The following is a 14,810-nucleotide window of genomic DNA, read 5'->3' as shown; positions in this document are numbered from 1 at the left end:
AAATGGCATATAGTTTTATCCAGCCAAAACCAAAGAGCATTCTTAAACGCTATACGAAAATTTGGATTTTTTATAGTGTATTGGCGTTTATATGTATTTTGGCTTTTGCAAAAGTGCTTGAAAAGCAGAGTGTCGCCAAAATCAATGAGCAAGCAAGTATTAAGCAAGATATTCAAAGTGTAAAGTTAAAGGCAATTGTTGTAAAGGATTATATAGAGCGATTAGACTATGAGATTAAGCTTGGGGCGGAGATTCAAGCACAGAATCAGGCGTTAAAAGATGGTGTGTCAAACCTTTTAAAGCTTATCCCTGATCAAATCACAATAAGAAGCCTTGAGCTAAATTACAATACCCTAACAATGCGTGGTTTAACACCATCAAAAGAAGTGTATAAATTCCTGCTTGAAGCCCCATTAAGAGCTGTTTTCACACAAACAAGGGTAGAGTTTTATCCTCTTACAAGCGGGTGGTTTAACTTTGTATCAGTGAGCAAAACTCACCCTGCCCTAAAACCACTCAATGTGGAAGATAAGGATATGAGTAATGAATAATGACTTTAACACAGATTATGCAATAAAAAACTTTGTGTGGTTTTTGATTTTTGTGTCTGTGTGCGTGTTTGGTATTGCTAAGTTTCTTTTGCCACAAATTGAAGAATATAAAAAACAAGCCCTTGAGGCCAAAAAATCAAAAATTGCTTTTAATCAAATTAACAAAGACTATCAAGCTATAGAATCCCAGCTCAAAACCCTTGTGGTGCAAAATTACAATATCCTATCAGCCATTCATAATAAGGGTGATGAGCTTAAGCTCCAAGAGTTTTTGCAAGGACATTTTAATGCCCTTGAAGTTAAGGCTATCAGCAATACAAAAGAGCTTGATATTTTTGATACACGCTATCAGGTTAAGGGTTATGCGTATTCTGTTCAAAGTATTGAAGAGTTTATTGTTTGGACAAATACGATACCTTATTTTGCAAAAGTTGAGTTGCCATTAAAAATGGAATTTGATGAAAAAAGCAAACAAATCTATTTTGTGATGATGATAAGCCTTAAAAACTCCGCTTACAAAGAACATCAAATCATTCTTGATAATAATCTCCGCTTTGATTCCTTTAAGCCTTAGAATCTAGAATCTATATGAAGCATTTTTCTGTTTTAAAAAATGAAGTGCTAGAAGCACTGAATCTAGAGAGTGGGGCGGTTATTGACTGCACTTTGGGTTATGGGGGACATACACTTAGTTTATTAGAGCAAAACCCAAACATACATATCTATGCTTTTGATAGAGATGAAAGTGCTCTGTCTTTAGCAAAGCAGCGTCTAGCCCCTTATGCTTCACGCTTGCATATTCAGCATTGTGCCTTTGCTAACGCTCTAGATTCACTTGGCAATGAGCAATTAGCACGGGTGAGAGGGATTTTGGCTGATATTGGGGTAAGCTCTATGCAACTTGATGATAAGCACAGGGGCTTTAGCTTTACTTCAAATAACCTTGATATGCGTATGGATTCTACGCAGAATCTTAATGCTGCTAAGGTTATAAACACCTATTCCGCAATGCGTTTGGAAGAGATTTTTAGAATCTATGGCGAGATACGGCAAAGCAAGAAACTCACAGAGCTTATTGTTTCTACCCGTGAGAAAAAGCCATTTGAGAGTGCTTTGGAGTTAAGTGAGTTGATTGAAAGGCATTTTCCACGCATTGGTGGGATTCACCCTGCGACTTTGGCATTTCAAGCATTGCGCATTGAGGTTAATGGTGAGCTAGAACAGCTACAAACTTTACTTCAAAGTATAGAATCTGCCTTTATAAATGGTGTGTTGTATGATTGCAAAGTGGCTATTATCTCTTTTCACTCACTTGAAGATAGAATCATCAAACAAACTTTTAAGCAATGGGCAAAAAGCTGTAAATGCGGAGAAAATGCCTTAAAATGTGAGTGTGGGAATAATAATGCTTTAGGGAGCATTCTCACTAAAAAGCCCATTTTGCCAAGTGAAACTGAAATTATTCAAAATAAACGCTCCCGCAGTGCGAAACTAAGAATTTTTCAACTAGGAGCAAAGATATGAATGACTATAATAGAGACAAGCCCATAAATCTTAATGATACTATCCTGCCAGATTCTGTAAAAATGCGTGTGAGCGAGGAAGAAAAGGATATGCTATTTGAATCTTTTGAATCCACAGATTCTGCGGATTTGACGCGGGGCAGTGGGCTAGGTAAAAGGGAGCTAAAAATAGCAGGGCTTATTTTGTGTGCGGTGCTTGTAGTATGTGTGCCAAAGATTTACCTTTCTAATAGCATTTATTATTTGAGTAAGGACATTGCCCTTTTACAAACCCAGCACGATATGTTGCTTGATGAAAATAAGCGATTAAAGCACGATTTAGAGAGCTTGAGATATAAATTTATCATTTTAGAAGAGTTTTAAAGCTGTAAGAAAATCTAGGCTAAAAAGAGATAATGCAGATTCTGCCAAGTGGCGGACAGGGAGGGATTCGAACCCTCGATAACCTTGCGGCTATGCATCCTTAGCAGGGATGTGGTTTCAGCCAACTCACCCACCTGTCCTTGTCAAAAAAGAACGACATTCTAAGAAAAATTTCATAAAACTACCCTTAACACAGCCTAACTTCATTGCAGATTCTAGAATCCTTATAAAAAATGTAAAATTTTTGATATTTTCATCTCCTTTTTGAGCCACAAAAGACAAATAAAGCAAAGTAATGCTACAATCAGCCCTCAATTTACACAAAGGATTTTGATGAATTATGCTTTTATTTTTCCCGGTCAAGGCTCACAAAGTGTGGGTATGGGTAAGGAACTCTATGATAATTTTGCTATCGCAAAAGAGCTTTTTGAGCAAGCTTCCGATGCGTTAAGCTTAGATATGAAATCGCTTTTATTTGAAGAAAATGATAAGCTTAATCTCACGCAATACACGCAACCTGCCATTTTTCTTGTGAGTGCAGTGGCACATAATATTTTACAAAGTGAATATCCCATTATGCCAAGCGTGGCGTTGGGACATTCTTTGGGCGAAGTGAGTGCAGTGGTGCTAAGTGAGGGTATGAGTTTCACGCAAGGTATTAAGCTCACACAAAAAAGAGGTGAGCTTATGGCAAGGGCGTGTGAGGGTAAAAATGTCGGTATGATAGTCGTTGTGGGCGTGGAAGATTCTAAATTAGAATCTTTTTGTGCTGAAGCGCGAAATAAGGGTAAAAGCATTTGGTGTGCGAACTATAATGGCGAAGGGCAGATTGTCCTAGCGGGAAGTAAAGATGACTTAGCTGCAAGTGAAGCGGACATCAAAGCTCTTGGGGCAAAAAGAGCTTTGCTTTTGCCGATGTCTGTGGCAAGTCATTGTCCTTTATTAGAATCTGCGGTTGTGCCATTTATGGAGATTTTGGATAAGAGCTTGAAAGAAAATTTAAGCACACCTATCCTTTCAAATGCCACACTCGAAACATATAACACAAAAGCCCAAGCAAAAGAGCTTTTAGGGAAGCAACTTACACAGCCTGTGTATTATAAGCAAAGTATTGCAAAGCTAAATGATCACATTGATGTGTTTATTGAGTTTGGTAATGGCAATGTGTTGCGTGGGCTAAATAAGCGTCTAAGTTCCCGCCCAACTTGGAATATAAGCAATCTTGCGACATTAAAAGAATGTCTAGATTCAATTAAAGCATAAGGAGATTGGCAAATGAGACTTGGAATCATAGGAGCAATGGTGGAAGAAATCACGCCTTTACTTGAAAAATTTGGAGAGCATAAGAAAATACAGGTGGGCGGCAATACTTATTATGAAATCACAAAAGGGGTGCATAAAATTTTTATCGCGTATAGCAAAATAGGCAAGGTGCATGCCGCCCTTACCGTTAGCACAATGATTTTGCATTTTCAATGTGAGAAAATTATCTTTAGCGGTGTTGCTGGAGGGCTAAATGCGGATTTGAAAGTGGGCGATTTGCTCCTTGCAGAGAAGTTATGTCAGCACGATGTGGATATTACCGCCTTTGGACATCCGCTAGGCTTTATACCCGAAAGTAAAGTCTATATAGAGGCAGATAAGAATCTTAATGCCCTAGCCAAGCAAGTAGCCAAAGCACAAGGTATTGACTTACAGCAGGGCATTATCGCATCAGGCGATGCGTTTATTGCCGATAGTGAGAAAAAGCAGTGGATTATTTCAAATTTTAAGGCTGACGCAGTGGAAATGGAGGGGGCTTCTGTGGCGGTGGTGTGTGATTTATTACAAGTGCCATTTTGTGTCTTACGCTCCATTAGCGATAGTGCCGATGGCAGTGCCGATGTGAGTTTTGATGAGTTTTTAGAGAGTTCGGCTAAACGAAGTGCGGAGTTTGTGCTAAAAATGTGCGAGAGTTTATTGGAGGCATAGATGAAAACTATCACGCTTTTACGACACGCAGATACGATAAGCAGGGAAGAATATCGCCTAACAAACAAAAAAGATAAAAGCGATTTGTTTCGCCCACTTAGCAAACTTGGCAAGATTCAAAGTAAGCATATCGCAAAGTTTGCCCTAGAGCATTTAAGCTTTGATCTTGTTGTTTGCTCCCCTGCTATGCGGACATTGCAGACTTTAAAGCCTTTGAAAAAGTTTCTGCCTAAAAATTGCATTATGATAAGTGAATATATTGCACCTGATTGTGGGCTTGAAGGCTATATGAAGCTCACACAAAACAAAACTTTTATGGAGGCTCAAAATGTGCTTATCATCGGGCATCAACCGGATTTAAAGAGTTTTGCTACTTATATCGCCCCACCTTTTAATGCCTTTGTGCCAAAGGGTGTGCTTATCCGCCTTGTTTTAGAGCAGAGTGCAAAAAGTCTTGCAAAAGATTTTGAAGGAAGTGGGGTGATTGATTTTGTTATCCCACCTTTTGTGCTTGAAAATTTTAAGACAAAATGAAAACGCCGCAAACTCGCCATTCACATAGAATCTTTGCAATGCGAAAAGCCTTTAGTATGATGGAGCTTGTCTTTGTTATCATCATTCTTGGAATCTTAGCCGCCATTGCCCTGCCTCGCTTATCTCTTACAAGATCGGACGCCCAGCTTATTGCTGTTGAAAATGACATCATCAGCACACTTAATGCCCTGCAAAGAGAGGTTTTTAGCCAAAATATTACCCCAAATAGCATTGATGGAGCTAAGATTCTAGAATTAGCCGGGCTTAGCACATCGCGTTGGGTAGCCCAAGGCAATAGCATAAAACTTGCCAAAAATGGCAGTGTTGATATGGAAAATGACTGCGTAAGCATTATGCAGGAAAATGGCAAACTTATTCTCTCTATCCAGCCAAAGCTAGATTCTCCACTTTGTGAAAAACTCCTAAAACGCCACCCCACACGCAAAGAAATCCCCCTTAGCACATCAAATGCGATATTCTAAGCGGAGTGCTTTTAGTGCCTTTGAAGTGCTTTGCGTGATTGTTATTGTAGGCATACTCGCAGGTGTGGGTATAAAATATATGGGGCATTTACACCATAAGCAATGTGTGCTAAGGCTTAAAGCTAAACTTGCTTTTACGCAAAATGCTTTGAGTAAATATTACACTCAAGCCTTTATACAATCAGATTCCTTTCAGCCTGAGATTGCAAGGCAGATTTTACAAACAGCTACATTAGATTCTACGCCAACCTGCCGCTTTAGCTTAGAATCTAACGCATTAAAAGCCACCATAGATTCACAAATTCTCTACTTTTCCATTCAGCCAAGTGATTTAAGCCTTAATCCCATTATTTCGTGCAATCTCTCCCAACCACTTTGCAAGGAGTTTAGCGATAGAATCTTAGATAAATAGCCTATAAGATTCCATTCTGCCCCAAGCGATAGAGTGCAAAATCGTAAGCTATGGGATCTTTAGGATTAAAAAGTGCCAAAGTATCAGTCGCTTCAAGTGCGGCGGATAAATCATAGCTTTTGCGTTGCAAGATGCTTAACTTCCCACAGATTCTAAAAGTATGCGTATCAAGGGGTAAAATGAGATTTGAAGACTGCAGATGTGAAGCCCAAGTGCCGACATCTAGCCTGTCTTTGCGTATAAGCCAACGCAAGAGCATATTCCACCGCTTGAGACATGAGGCATTATGCGGAATGGTGTGATGTTGTGCTAAATAGGTGCTATGGGAACTGCCAAGCAAGAATCTTAGCCCTTGAGTGATGGGGATTTTATGCGTTTTGGCTAAAAGATAAAGTGTGTCTATGCAGTGATAGATTCCGCTTAGAATCTTAGCGTGATTGGGATTATTGCTTTTGCTCCATTGACTTTCACTCTTTGTGTGTGGGTAGGATTCATAGCCTTGCATAAAGCATTGCAGTAATCCGCTAGATTCAAGTAAAATCTTAACGAGCATAAAAAGCCTCTGTATGTCCTTGCTTGTTTGGAATCTATAATGCGGAAAGTTAGCCTTTTGTATTCTATCAATTCCACGCGTTAAAAGCCCAAAATCAAGGCTTTGGAGTAATTTTACAATCATCTTTGCGTTACCATAAGATAATAACGCACATATCAAGGCTATTTCGGCAAAATGGGAATCTTCTTTGTAGATTCTAGCTATAAGGAGTGGATCGGGGCTAGTTTGGTTTAACTCATCATCTGTGTTTCTTAAGCTGTATTGTGTATCAAGGAGCTTTTGAATCTTTTGTCTTTGCTTGTTTGTCATCGTGTCTGCTTTATATTTAGAATCTCGTGGTTATTTAATTTTCGTTAGAATACTCGCCTGATTCTAGCACAAACAAGTTTGTGTTAAAGGCTTATAAAAAGGGTTTATAAATGAAACAATGGATATTCTTGCTTGTTTGTATCGTAGCGAGTAGTGGAAAAGCGGAATATTTGGAATTGCAATCAGCTTACAAGCAGGTTTTAGAAAGCAATGATGGGTTAAAATCCACGCAACACGCCGTGCAGAAGCAAGAAAAACTCAACCTCGCAAGTAAAATGCTCTATCTCCCACAAGTCTCGCTTGGGGCTTATTATGTGCGTTTGCAAGATCCGATGAATATGCACCTAGTCAATCAATCCCAGCTTGGCAATCTTAGTGGGAATATCGGTGGGAATTCTGCTCTAGCTCCGCTATTACAGCATTTAGGACAGCCTGTAACCTTGCAAGATCAAAATGTCATCTTTGGGGCTGTTAATATCATATATCCCATTTTTACGGGCGGTAAGCGGTATTTTGCTAATAAACTCTCTCAAATCGCCCTTGAAGATTCCTATCTTGCCCTTAAACTCAAAGAGCTAAGTTTGTTTGAAGATTGCGTGAAATTGTATTATGGTGTGGTGTTAAACAATCAGATTCTAAACACTCTAGAATCTGCTAATAGCGGGCATTTGACACATTATCAAAACGCACAAAAGCTACAAAGTAAAGGGCAAGTCGCACGACTAGAAACACTCCAAGCTCAAGTGAATTATGATAAATCAAGCATTGATGTCAAAAAAGCAAGTGATAATCTCATTATCGCAAATATGGCACTCAATGCTATGCTTAATCGTGAATCTAAAGAGAGATTGGAGCTTGTAAAACAGATTGATATTAAGCAAGATACGAGGCTGGAGAGTGTTGAGTATTTTATTAACAAAACGCTTGAAGTTTATCCTGCCCTAAGCCTTATGGATAATAAGATTAAATCCGCCAAAGAGCTCTCTCACATTGAGTTTTCTACATTTTTGCCTGAAGTTGGGCTATTTGGTAGCTATATGATGAATGATAATAGTTCGGTGCTTGATAAGGCTATGCCAAATTGGTTTGCAGGGGTTGGCGCAAAGTGGTCGCTTATCACGCCCGGAGGGAGAATCCAAAAGTATCAAGCAAGTAAGATCGCTTCCATTGAGGCTGAACTTGCTAAATCTCAAGCCACAAAAGATTTAAAAACTTTATGTGAGAAAACCTATAATGAAGTGCTGTCTTTCAAATCGCAATATTTCAGTTTGCAGTCATCTATTGAACTTGCAAATGAGAATCTAAAATTGCGTCAAAAGGCGTTTTTGCAAGGAATGAGCACAAGTGCTGATGTGAGCGATGCTCAAAATGCTTTAGCTCTAGCCATTATTGAGCGTCAAAGTGTGGCGTATAACTATGCTATCGCCCTTGCTAGACTCTTAAGTCTAAGTGATGAGGTGGATAGATTCTATGGATTTTTTAACTAAGGGGGTGCTATGAGATTTATCAAAATGAATGCAAAGCTTATCGTGCTTGGTGTCATTGTGGCAGGATTCTTGCTATGGCTGATTGTGAGTTTTGTGCGTGCCTATCAGCCAAAGGAAAATAAGATTTACGCACAAGTCCAAGCGCGAGAATATGCCATAAGCTCAAAAGTGGCAGGGCGAGTTGAAAATATCTTTGTCAAAAAAGGCGATATGTTAAAAAAGGGTGATTTGGTATATGGGATCAACTCTCCAGAGCTTGAAGCCAAGCTTGAACAAGCAAAAGCTGGTTACCAAGCTGCCAAAGCCCTAAGCACAGAAACAAAGCAGGGTGCGAGAGTGGAGACGATTCAATCAGCTAAAGATGTGTGGCAAGGGGCAAAAACGATGGCAAATCTTGCCAAAAGCACCTATGAGCGTTTAGAATCTTTGTATAAAGATGGCGTTGTCAGTGAGCAAAGACGCGATGAAGCCTATGCAAACTACACAACTGCTAAGCATAATGAGAATGTAGCCTATCAGCAATATAAAATCGCCCTTGATGGCGCAACGCACGAGACAAAAATCGCTGCCCAAGCCAAGGAAGATGCTGCAGCAGGGCAAGTAAGCGAGGTGGAGAGCTATGCTAAGGACACTCAAGCCATAGCTCCAGCTGATGGCGAGGTAAGCAATGTTTTGCTTCATCAGGGGGAGCTAGCACCGAGCGGATTTCCCGTTGTGCTTATGATTGATATGAATGATGCGTGGATTGTTTTTCATCTGCCGGAGTATCGGCTCAAAGACTTTCCAAAAGGCACAGCTTTTAAGGCTTATATTCCTGCCCTTGAAAAAGAGGCAGAGTTTAAGGTGGAGTTTGTCTCTGTGATGGGCGATTTTGCGACTTGGAGGGCGACAAGTGCAACTAAGGGCTATGATGTCCGTACCTTTGAAGTTGAAGCCTATCCTGTTAGCCCTATTGAAGGCTTACGCGTGGGTATGAGTGTGCTTATTGAATAATTTAAGGTAGTTTTGGGGTAATTTTGACTACAATCCCAAGCTTATTTCATCAAAAAGGTTTTATTATGGCAAGAAAATGTTTCTTCACAGGCAAAGGTCCAATGGTTGGCAACAATGTAAGCCACGCAAATAACAAAACAAAAAAACGCTCCCTTCCTAATCTTCGTAGCATTCGCTTGAAGCTTGAAGATGGCAGCAGCATTAGAGTTAAGGTTGCCGCTTCTACTTTGCGGACACTCAAAAAACACTCTTAAGATTCTAAGCTTTAATTATCTTGTTTGCAAAGCTTAAAAAATTTCTTCATTGGGGCAACAACCCAAAACCAGACATTTCTTTAGCAGGTGAGCTGTATGAGCAGCTCAAACCTTTTAGACTTCCGCTTATTCTCGTTCAGTTTTTTCTCCTTTTTGGCACTTTAGGGTATTTGATTTTAGAAGATTATGATTTAATGCAGGCATTTTTTCAAACTTCTTATACTTTTACAAATACCGGCTTTGGCTCACTTGGGGAAAAAGATTTTGGCACGATTACTATTCTTTTTACCGCTATTTTAATGGTGTGTGGAGCGGGAGTAGTAACCTTTAGCGTGGCATTTATTATGAGTGTTGTGAATAATGGCACACTTATCCGCTTAATCAAGGAGCAAAAAATGGTGTATAAAATCGCTCGTTTGCAAAATCACTATGTGATTTGCTATCACAATGAATTTACCATAGAACTCGCACAGCAATTTTTGGAAGCCCATATTCCATTTGTTGTGGTGGATAATTCTAAAGATTTTGAAGCTCAAGCACAGAAGCATAAATACCCTTACTACATCATTGATGACCCACATACACATATTGCTATGCTTAAATCCCACCTTTCAAGTGCCAAGGGGATAGTGAGCTTTTCTAAGAATGCTGCGGACAATATCACAATGGTGGTGAGTGCGAGACTTTTTGAAGAGGAGCTAGGCAGAAAGCCCTATTATATTATCGCGAGTGCTAATTCTCAAGAAGAGAGCAAGAAGCTTAAGAAACTAGGCTGTGATTCTGTGATTTCAGCTTCTAAACTTATGGCACAGAGAATCTCGGCTATGGCAGTGCGACCGGATATGGAGAATCTTTTAGAGCAGTTTTTATATCGCCGTGATACGCCCCTTGATTTAGAAGAGATTATTGTGCCGCGTTATTCTTGGCTTGTGCTAAAAAAGCTTAAGGAAGCACATTTTAGAGATGTTACAAATGTATCAGTTGTAGGGCTAACGCAAAAAGATGGCACATATATCAGTATGCCAAATGGCAATACGATTGTCTCAAGCGAGTGCAAACTGCTTGTGATTGGCTCAAGTGAAAATATCCGTGCCACGAAGCGACTTATTATGAGAAAGCAAAAGCCAAGGGAGGTGGATTATGTTTGAGATTTTTCCTATTGATGGTGGTGTGAATGCACCACAAGGATTCTATGCTGATGGCGTGAGTGCAGGACTAAAGGGCAAGGATAAGAATGGAAAGGATTTATTAGATATTGCTTTTTTATATAGCAAAGAGCCACTGCAACCCATTGTGAGCTTTACTAATAATCGCTTTCCTGCTGCGCCCATTACGCATTTTAAGCAATATGTGCAGGGCAAAAAGAGCAATTTTGTGTTAATTAATACCAAAAATGCCAATGCGATGACGGGGCAAAGGGGGGTGCAAGATGTGGTTGAGATTCTAGAATCTTTAAAGCAGGAATTTCCTTTTATTGAAAATCCCATTATGTCAAGCACAGGCGTGATAGGGCAGTATCTGCCAAAGGAGAAAATTAAGGCAAGTTTTAAGCTTTTTAAGCCTTTTGAAAATGACAAGGACGCCCACACAAGAGCGGCTAATGCCATACGCACAACTGATGCTTTTAGTAAAGAAATAGCCTTAAAAGTTAAACTAGATTCAGGGGAGTTTCACATCGGGGCTATGGCAAAGGGGGCGGGTATGATACAGCCCTCCCTTGCGACAATGCTCTGCTTTATCACAACTGATGCTAAGATTGTAGAATCTCACGCCAAAGAAGCATTGCGGGAATGTCTTAAGACAAGTTTTAATGCCATTAGCGTAGATGGCGATACAAGCACAAATGATTCTGTATTTTTGTTTGCAAATGGATATAGTGGCGTGTATGACAAAGATGCGTTTAAGGAAGCGTTGCAAATAGTAATGCATAAACTTGCCCTTGATATTGTCCGTGATGGCGAGGGAGCGACACATGTAGTGGCGTTTGAAGTGTGTAATGCGATGAATGAAGCTCAAGCGATGAAAGCTGCAAAGGCGTTATCAAACTCACTTTTAGTCAAAACCGCTATTTTTGGGGGCGATCCAAATTGGGGCAGGATAGCCTCTACGATTGGGGCTAGTGGGGTAGATTCAGCACAGGAGCGATTGAAAATTGCTTTTGATGATGTTGTTGTTTTTGATAGGGGCGAGATTTGTTTTGATGAAGCAATGGAAGCAAAAGCGGCGGAAGTGATGAAACAAGAAAGTTTTAAAATCACTTGTGATTTAGGTATGGGGGAAGGGAGCTTTGTAGCGTATGGTTGCGACTTGGGACATAGATATGTGGAGATTAATGCTGATTATAGAAGCTAGTGATTTATTGAGATTTGGGGTTACAAAAGTCGCCTAAAATTTCTTGTAAAAGCGTGGTGTTATTACCGAAAATATCTTACAATAAGGTTTTATTTCATACAAGGAGTTAAGTATGTTTCACGAATATAGAGATGAGGTAACTGCACTTAAGACCAACAACGCACATTTTGCTAAGATTTTTGATGAGCATAATGAGCTTGATGATAGGATTCAAAAGATTGAAAATGGCGAGGAGCTTATGAGTGATATGGAGCTTGAGGTACTAAAAAAGCAAAAATTGCGTCTTAAAGATGAGGCGTATGCGATGATTTTGGAATATCGCAAATCTCACTAAAGCCCCTTTAGATTCTATGTTTAATAGAATCTACTCTTACAGCAGTCTAGTCGGTAGAAATCTATCTATAGAGTTGCTTTCGGTGTTAAGGCTTAAGAAGGCACAGGGAGTGAGAGATAAGTCCTGCCCAATGTAAAAGTGGGCAAGAATCTGTAAAAAAGGGTTTAGTTTTAATATACAAACACCATACCGACACTATAAAAGCTGTTTGCATCAATCATTGCTTTTTGAGTGGTAATTTTGTTGCCTGAAATAGCTGGAGCATCAAGTTTCATACCGCCACTTAATCCATAACTTACACGAAGTGTCCAATGATCGTCAATGGTGCAATACCAAGATACACTTCTGTCTTTCCAAAGTCTGTAGAATACTCATAACTTACACCTGCAAGAAAGCGAGAGTGTCTTCTATACTTATCAGCCCAGCCCACTTCAAGAGCAAAGGGGAAATAAGCTGAGTGTCCTGCTTCACTATATGCGTAACCTACACCTGTAAGGGCACGAAATTCTAAATTTGGGTGGAATTGTCTTTTACTGATACCTCCACGAAAGCCAGCTTACATAATAAAAGTCCCTTCGTTCCCTTGAACTCCATCAAAGTCCATTAAGGTTACCAAAGGCAAATCCACTTGTGCTGGAATACCCCAGCCACCTTCTTTTTCAATCCAACGGCGATGATCTATTTTCTTTTTTAGCTCATCAAGGTTTTTAGCGGCTTCACGATGAAACTTTCTCTCTTCTGCGCTATCAAGTTGCAAGGCAGCTTGAAAATGAGATTCTTTATTCTCATTTATTCTGCTACGCAATTTAATCCAATCTTGTTTGCTCATATTCACAGCTTCTTCTTCATCAACCTTAAATGTATTTTTAGATTGTTGAGTGTTTTTCTGCTCATCAGCTAATCCAAAATTAGCCAAAACAGCCATACTGATACCCGCAATGAAAAGTAATTTTTTTCATTCAAAAGCTCCTTATATAGAAAAATAAAGTAGGCATTCTAAACAAAAAAAACAGCTTAAGTTCAAGAAAAATGGCGAAAAAAGTGAGTGAAAGTTAAGAAAAGTGATAGTAAGAGTTGTAATTTTTAGAATCTCGGTATTGAGATTCTAAAAATTAAAGTTAAATTTGATCTTCAGGGAGCATTTTAGAGAGTGTTTTTAAGAATCTTGTCCATATACCTGTGTCTGGCGGGTGTTTAAGAATCTCATTTGCGCCATTATGTTCCCCTTCCCAGCGTGTTTTTTTCCCCTCCAAATACACGCGCCACGCACTTTGCATATCTTCTACCAAATCATTTTTTAAAACTTTGGCAAATTCTGGATTGTCAAAGACAACCACAGATTCTGTATTGAGATTTGCCGAGCGTGGGTCAAGATTAAAGCTGCCTATCCACGCAATTTTATCATCAAAAACGATACTTTTACTATGCAGGGAGGCTTTAGACTTTGACATTTTATCACGGAGTTTAGACTTGCCCTTGCCGTGGTATTGATACTCATAGACTTTTGCTCCCATTTTGATGAGCTTAGAGCGGTATCGCTCCCACGCCGCATACACGACAAGAGAATCTGTGGAGGCAAGAGAGTTTGTCAAAATATGTATATCCACATTATCATTAGCAAGTTTCGCAAAGCGTTTCATTCCCTCTTTGCTTGGCACAAGGTAAGCTGCGGAGATATAGAGATTTTTATATGTGTGATTAAGAATTTCACCCAGTGCGTTGGCAATGGGACTTGGGAGTGAAGAATCTTCAATCTTGCGTGGGTTATCGGCAATAAAATTGGCATTACCCCAATGGACTTTAAAATCTTTTCTCTCATACTTTTGGCTTAAAGTAGTTATCTCACGCTCGTAGTGCTCCCATTCCGGGTTGGCTTTGAGCTTTTCAATGGAGGCTTTGAATTTTTTAAGGGACGATTTTAGCGGCAGAAGTGCCACAGGGATAGAGCGGTGAAAATCCCAATAAGTGTAGAAGCTATCTCGTGCATCTTTAGCAACTTTGCCAACAAACAGCACATCTGTATCCACAAAATTGACATTATTGTTTTGATCAAAGTAGTTATCTGCAATATTGCGTCCGCCTATAATGAGCGCTATATCATCGGCAATAAAAAGCTTATTGTGCATACGATGATTTATGCGATTAAAGTCAAACACCATCTCCGGATAGCGTAAAATGTGTGAGCGATTTTTATAGGGATTAAAAATCTTAACTTCAATATTTGGGTGAGAATCTAGAGCGATAATATCCGATAAATCAGAATCTAGCCCATTATCATCAATCAGCATTTTAACAATCACACCCCGCTGGGCAGCCAACCACACCTCGTGCATAAGAATGCGTGAAGCGATGTCATTTTTGTAGATATAGGTTTGCAAAATTAATGTTTTTTGGGCGTTTCTAGCCAAATAGGCACGATTCAAAAATGCATCTATCCCATCGCTTACAAGCACAGCTGCTGTGAGATTTGGATTTTGACTGAGCTGTTCTTTATAGGCTTTAGCAAGTTGTGTTTGCAAGGGATCAAAGGTCGGAGTAGGATTTGACTGCAAGGCTCGGGAGTCTTTAATATCTTTGGTGGATGCTACAATAGAGGAGCAACCAGCAAAAATAAAAAGGCATACAAGTGCGATGAGAGCGAAGTTTGTCGATGAAAAGAAAAAAGATTGAATAAACTGCATAGACTTTCTTT

At 39.6% G+C, this 14,810-nt stretch carries 18 protein-coding genes and 1 tRNA gene; 15 read left to right on the top strand and 4 right to left on the bottom strand.

Annotated features, from left to right (window positions below; genetic code table 11):
- Positions 1 to 2: 2 nt before the first annotated feature.
- The 4 genes from HCN_RS09255 to HCN_RS09240 are packed head-to-tail and all read left to right on the top strand — an operon-like array spanning position 3 to position 2,437.
- On the top strand, positions 3 to 551 hold the full coding sequence (locus HCN_RS09255) for a hypothetical protein (RefSeq protein WP_002955817.1): 549 nt from the start codon (positions 3 to 5) through the stop codon (positions 549 to 551).
- Positions 544 to 1,125: a hypothetical protein gene (locus HCN_RS09250; protein WP_014667331.1), complete on the top strand. Its 582-nt coding sequence runs from the start codon at positions 544 to 546 to the stop codon at positions 1,123 to 1,125. Before HCN_RS09255 ends, HCN_RS09250 begins: the two co-directional genes overlap by 8 nt.
- Before the next feature lie 14 nt (positions 1,126 to 1,139).
- A complete protein-coding gene (gene rsmH, locus HCN_RS09245) occupies positions 1,140 to 2,075 on the top strand; it encodes a 16S rRNA (cytosine(1402)-N(4))-methyltransferase RsmH (protein ID WP_002955815.1) in 936 nt (311 codons plus the stop codon).
- Positions 2,072 to 2,437 carry a hypothetical protein gene (locus tag HCN_RS09240; RefSeq protein WP_014667330.1) on the top strand — a complete coding sequence of 122 codons (366 nt, stop codon included), beginning with the start codon at positions 2,072 to 2,074 and terminating at the stop codon, positions 2,435 to 2,437. The genes rsmH and HCN_RS09240 overlap by 4 nt, the downstream gene beginning before the upstream one ends.
- Positions 2,438 to 2,486: 49 nt before the next feature.
- Here HCN_RS09240 and HCN_RS09235 read toward each other — a convergent pair.
- A tRNA-Ser gene (locus HCN_RS09235) sits at positions 2,487 to 2,577 on the bottom strand.
- 193 nt (positions 2,578 to 2,770) lie between these two features.
- Here HCN_RS09235 and fabD point away from each other — a divergent pair.
- From fabD to HCN_RS09210, 5 genes are read left to right on the top strand one after another with little or no spacing between them, the layout of a single operon-like run.
- Positions 2,771 to 3,700 (top strand): ACP S-malonyltransferase, encoded by a 930-nt coding sequence (fabD, locus tag HCN_RS09230; protein WP_014667329.1) that lies wholly within the window; start codon positions 2,771 to 2,773, stop codon positions 3,698 to 3,700.
- A gap of 12 nt (positions 3,701 to 3,712) precedes the next feature.
- Complete coding sequence (locus HCN_RS09225) at positions 3,713 to 4,408, top strand: 5'-methylthioadenosine/adenosylhomocysteine nucleosidase (RefSeq protein WP_002955812.1); 696 nt, start codon at positions 3,713 to 3,715, stop codon at positions 4,406 to 4,408.
- A complete protein-coding gene (locus HCN_RS09220) occupies positions 4,409 to 4,942 on the top strand; it encodes a SixA phosphatase family protein (protein WP_002955810.1) in 534 nt (177 codons plus the stop codon).
- Entirely contained in the window at positions 4,939 to 5,424 is a 486-nt protein-coding gene (locus HCN_RS09215) for a prepilin-type N-terminal cleavage/methylation domain-containing protein (protein ID WP_002955809.1), read from the top strand. The genes HCN_RS09220 and HCN_RS09215 overlap by 4 nt, the downstream gene beginning before the upstream one ends.
- The gene (locus tag HCN_RS09210; RefSeq protein ID WP_002955808.1) at positions 5,411 to 5,836 is read left to right on the top strand and encodes a type II secretion system protein; all 426 of its coding nucleotides are present in this window, start codon (positions 5,411 to 5,413) and stop codon (positions 5,834 to 5,836) included. Before HCN_RS09215 ends, HCN_RS09210 begins: the two co-directional genes overlap by 14 nt.
- Position 5,837: 1 nt before the next feature.
- Here the strand turns inward: HCN_RS09210 and HCN_RS09205 are convergent, their stop codons facing one another.
- Positions 5,838 to 6,698, bottom strand: coding sequence for a TIGR02757 family protein (locus HCN_RS09205; RefSeq protein WP_014667327.1), 861 nt, complete (start codon positions 6,696 to 6,698; stop codon positions 5,838 to 5,840).
- A gap of 110 nt (positions 6,699 to 6,808) precedes the next feature.
- On the opposite strand from HCN_RS09205, the gene HCN_RS09200 reads away from it, so the two are divergent.
- The 6 genes from HCN_RS09200 to HCN_RS09175 all read left to right on the top strand — a co-directional run bounded on the left by HCN_RS09200 (position 6,809) and on the right by HCN_RS09175 (position 12,118).
- The gene (locus tag HCN_RS09200) at positions 6,809 to 8,185 is read left to right on the top strand and encodes a TolC family protein (RefSeq protein WP_014667326.1); all 1,377 of its coding nucleotides are present in this window, start codon (positions 6,809 to 6,811) and stop codon (positions 8,183 to 8,185) included.
- A 9-nt stretch (positions 8,186 to 8,194) separates the two neighbouring features.
- Positions 8,195 to 9,178 (top strand): HlyD family secretion protein, encoded by a 984-nt coding sequence (locus HCN_RS09195; protein ID WP_014667325.1) that lies wholly within the window; start codon positions 8,195 to 8,197, stop codon positions 9,176 to 9,178.
- Between the two features lie 65 nt (positions 9,179 to 9,243).
- Positions 9,244 to 9,432, top strand: a complete 189-nt coding sequence (rpmB, locus tag HCN_RS09190; protein ID WP_002955803.1) for a 50S ribosomal protein L28 — start codon at positions 9,244 to 9,246, stop codon at positions 9,430 to 9,432.
- A gap of 20 nt (positions 9,433 to 9,452) precedes the next feature.
- Positions 9,453 to 10,580, top strand: coding sequence for a potassium channel family protein (locus tag HCN_RS09185; RefSeq protein ID WP_002955802.1), 1,128 nt, complete (start codon positions 9,453 to 9,455; stop codon positions 10,578 to 10,580).
- Entirely contained in the window at positions 10,573 to 11,784 is a 1,212-nt protein-coding gene (argJ, locus tag HCN_RS09180) for a bifunctional glutamate N-acetyltransferase/amino-acid acetyltransferase ArgJ (protein ID WP_014667613.1), read from the top strand. The genes HCN_RS09185 and argJ overlap by 8 nt, the downstream gene beginning before the upstream one ends.
- Positions 11,785 to 11,896: 112 nt before the next feature.
- On the top strand, positions 11,897 to 12,118 hold the full coding sequence (locus tag HCN_RS09175) for a YdcH family protein (protein WP_002955800.1): 222 nt from the start codon (positions 11,897 to 11,899) through the stop codon (positions 12,116 to 12,118).
- A 556-nt stretch (positions 12,119 to 12,674) separates the two neighbouring features.
- Here HCN_RS09175 and HCN_RS09170 read toward each other — a convergent pair.
- The gene (locus HCN_RS09170) at positions 12,675 to 13,043 is read right to left on the bottom strand and encodes a hypothetical protein (protein ID WP_014667324.1); all 369 of its coding nucleotides are present in this window, start codon (positions 13,041 to 13,043) and stop codon (positions 12,675 to 12,677) included.
- A gap of 193 nt (positions 13,044 to 13,236) precedes the next feature.
- The gene (locus tag HCN_RS09165) at positions 13,237 to 14,799 is read right to left on the bottom strand and encodes a phospholipase D family protein (RefSeq protein ID WP_014667323.1); all 1,563 of its coding nucleotides are present in this window, start codon (positions 14,797 to 14,799) and stop codon (positions 13,237 to 13,239) included.
- Between the last annotated feature and the right edge of the window lie 11 nt (positions 14,800 to 14,810).

The sequence above is a fragment of the Helicobacter cinaedi PAGU611 genome, from assembly GCF_000284635.1.
Lineage (GTDB): Bacteria > Campylobacterota > Campylobacteria > Campylobacterales > Helicobacteraceae > Helicobacter_C > Helicobacter_C cinaedi.
Note: the sequence above shows the minus strand (reverse complement) of the source record. Positions and strands in the feature narration are given on the sequence as shown.

Excerpts from the sequence above, each read along its gene's own strand:
- HCN_RS09205 (WP_014667327.1), bottom strand. The coding sequence starts at position 6,698 with ATGACAAACAAGCAAAGACAAAAGATTCAAAAGCTCCTTGATACACAA.
- HCN_RS09215 (WP_002955809.1), top strand. The coding sequence starts at position 4,939 with ATGAAAACGCCGCAAACTCGCCATTCACATAGAATCTTTGCAATGCGA.
- HCN_RS09165 (WP_014667323.1), bottom strand. The coding sequence starts at position 14,799 with ATGCAGTTTATTCAATCTTTTTTCTTTTCATCGACAAACTTCGCTCTC.
- HCN_RS09170 (WP_014667324.1), bottom strand. The coding sequence starts at position 13,043 with ATGGCTGTTTTGGCTAATTTTGGATTAGCTGATGAGCAGAAAAACACT.
- HCN_RS09240 (WP_014667330.1), top strand. The coding sequence starts at position 2,072 with ATGAATGACTATAATAGAGACAAGCCCATAAATCTTAATGATACTATC.
- argJ (WP_014667613.1), top strand. The coding sequence starts at position 10,573 with ATGTTTGAGATTTTTCCTATTGATGGTGGTGTGAATGCACCACAAGGA.
- fabD (WP_014667329.1), top strand. The coding sequence starts at position 2,771 with ATGAATTATGCTTTTATTTTTCCCGGTCAAGGCTCACAAAGTGTGGGT.
- HCN_RS09225 (WP_002955812.1), top strand. The coding sequence starts at position 3,713 with ATGAGACTTGGAATCATAGGAGCAATGGTGGAAGAAATCACGCCTTTA.
- HCN_RS09200 (WP_014667326.1), top strand. The coding sequence starts at position 6,809 with ATGAAACAATGGATATTCTTGCTTGTTTGTATCGTAGCGAGTAGTGGA.
- HCN_RS09210 (WP_002955808.1), top strand. The coding sequence starts at position 5,411 with ATGCGATATTCTAAGCGGAGTGCTTTTAGTGCCTTTGAAGTGCTTTGC.
- HCN_RS09255 (WP_002955817.1), top strand. The coding sequence starts at position 3 with ATGGCATATAGTTTTATCCAGCCAAAACCAAAGAGCATTCTTAAACGC.
- HCN_RS09250 (WP_014667331.1), top strand. The coding sequence starts at position 544 with ATGAATAATGACTTTAACACAGATTATGCAATAAAAAACTTTGTGTGG.
- rsmH (WP_002955815.1), top strand. The coding sequence starts at position 1,140 with ATGAAGCATTTTTCTGTTTTAAAAAATGAAGTGCTAGAAGCACTGAAT.
- rpmB (WP_002955803.1), top strand. The coding sequence starts at position 9,244 with ATGGCAAGAAAATGTTTCTTCACAGGCAAAGGTCCAATGGTTGGCAAC.
- HCN_RS09220 (WP_002955810.1), top strand. The coding sequence starts at position 4,409 with ATGAAAACTATCACGCTTTTACGACACGCAGATACGATAAGCAGGGAA.
- HCN_RS09175 (WP_002955800.1), top strand. The coding sequence starts at position 11,897 with ATGTTTCACGAATATAGAGATGAGGTAACTGCACTTAAGACCAACAAC.
- HCN_RS09195 (WP_014667325.1), top strand. The coding sequence starts at position 8,195 with ATGAGATTTATCAAAATGAATGCAAAGCTTATCGTGCTTGGTGTCATT.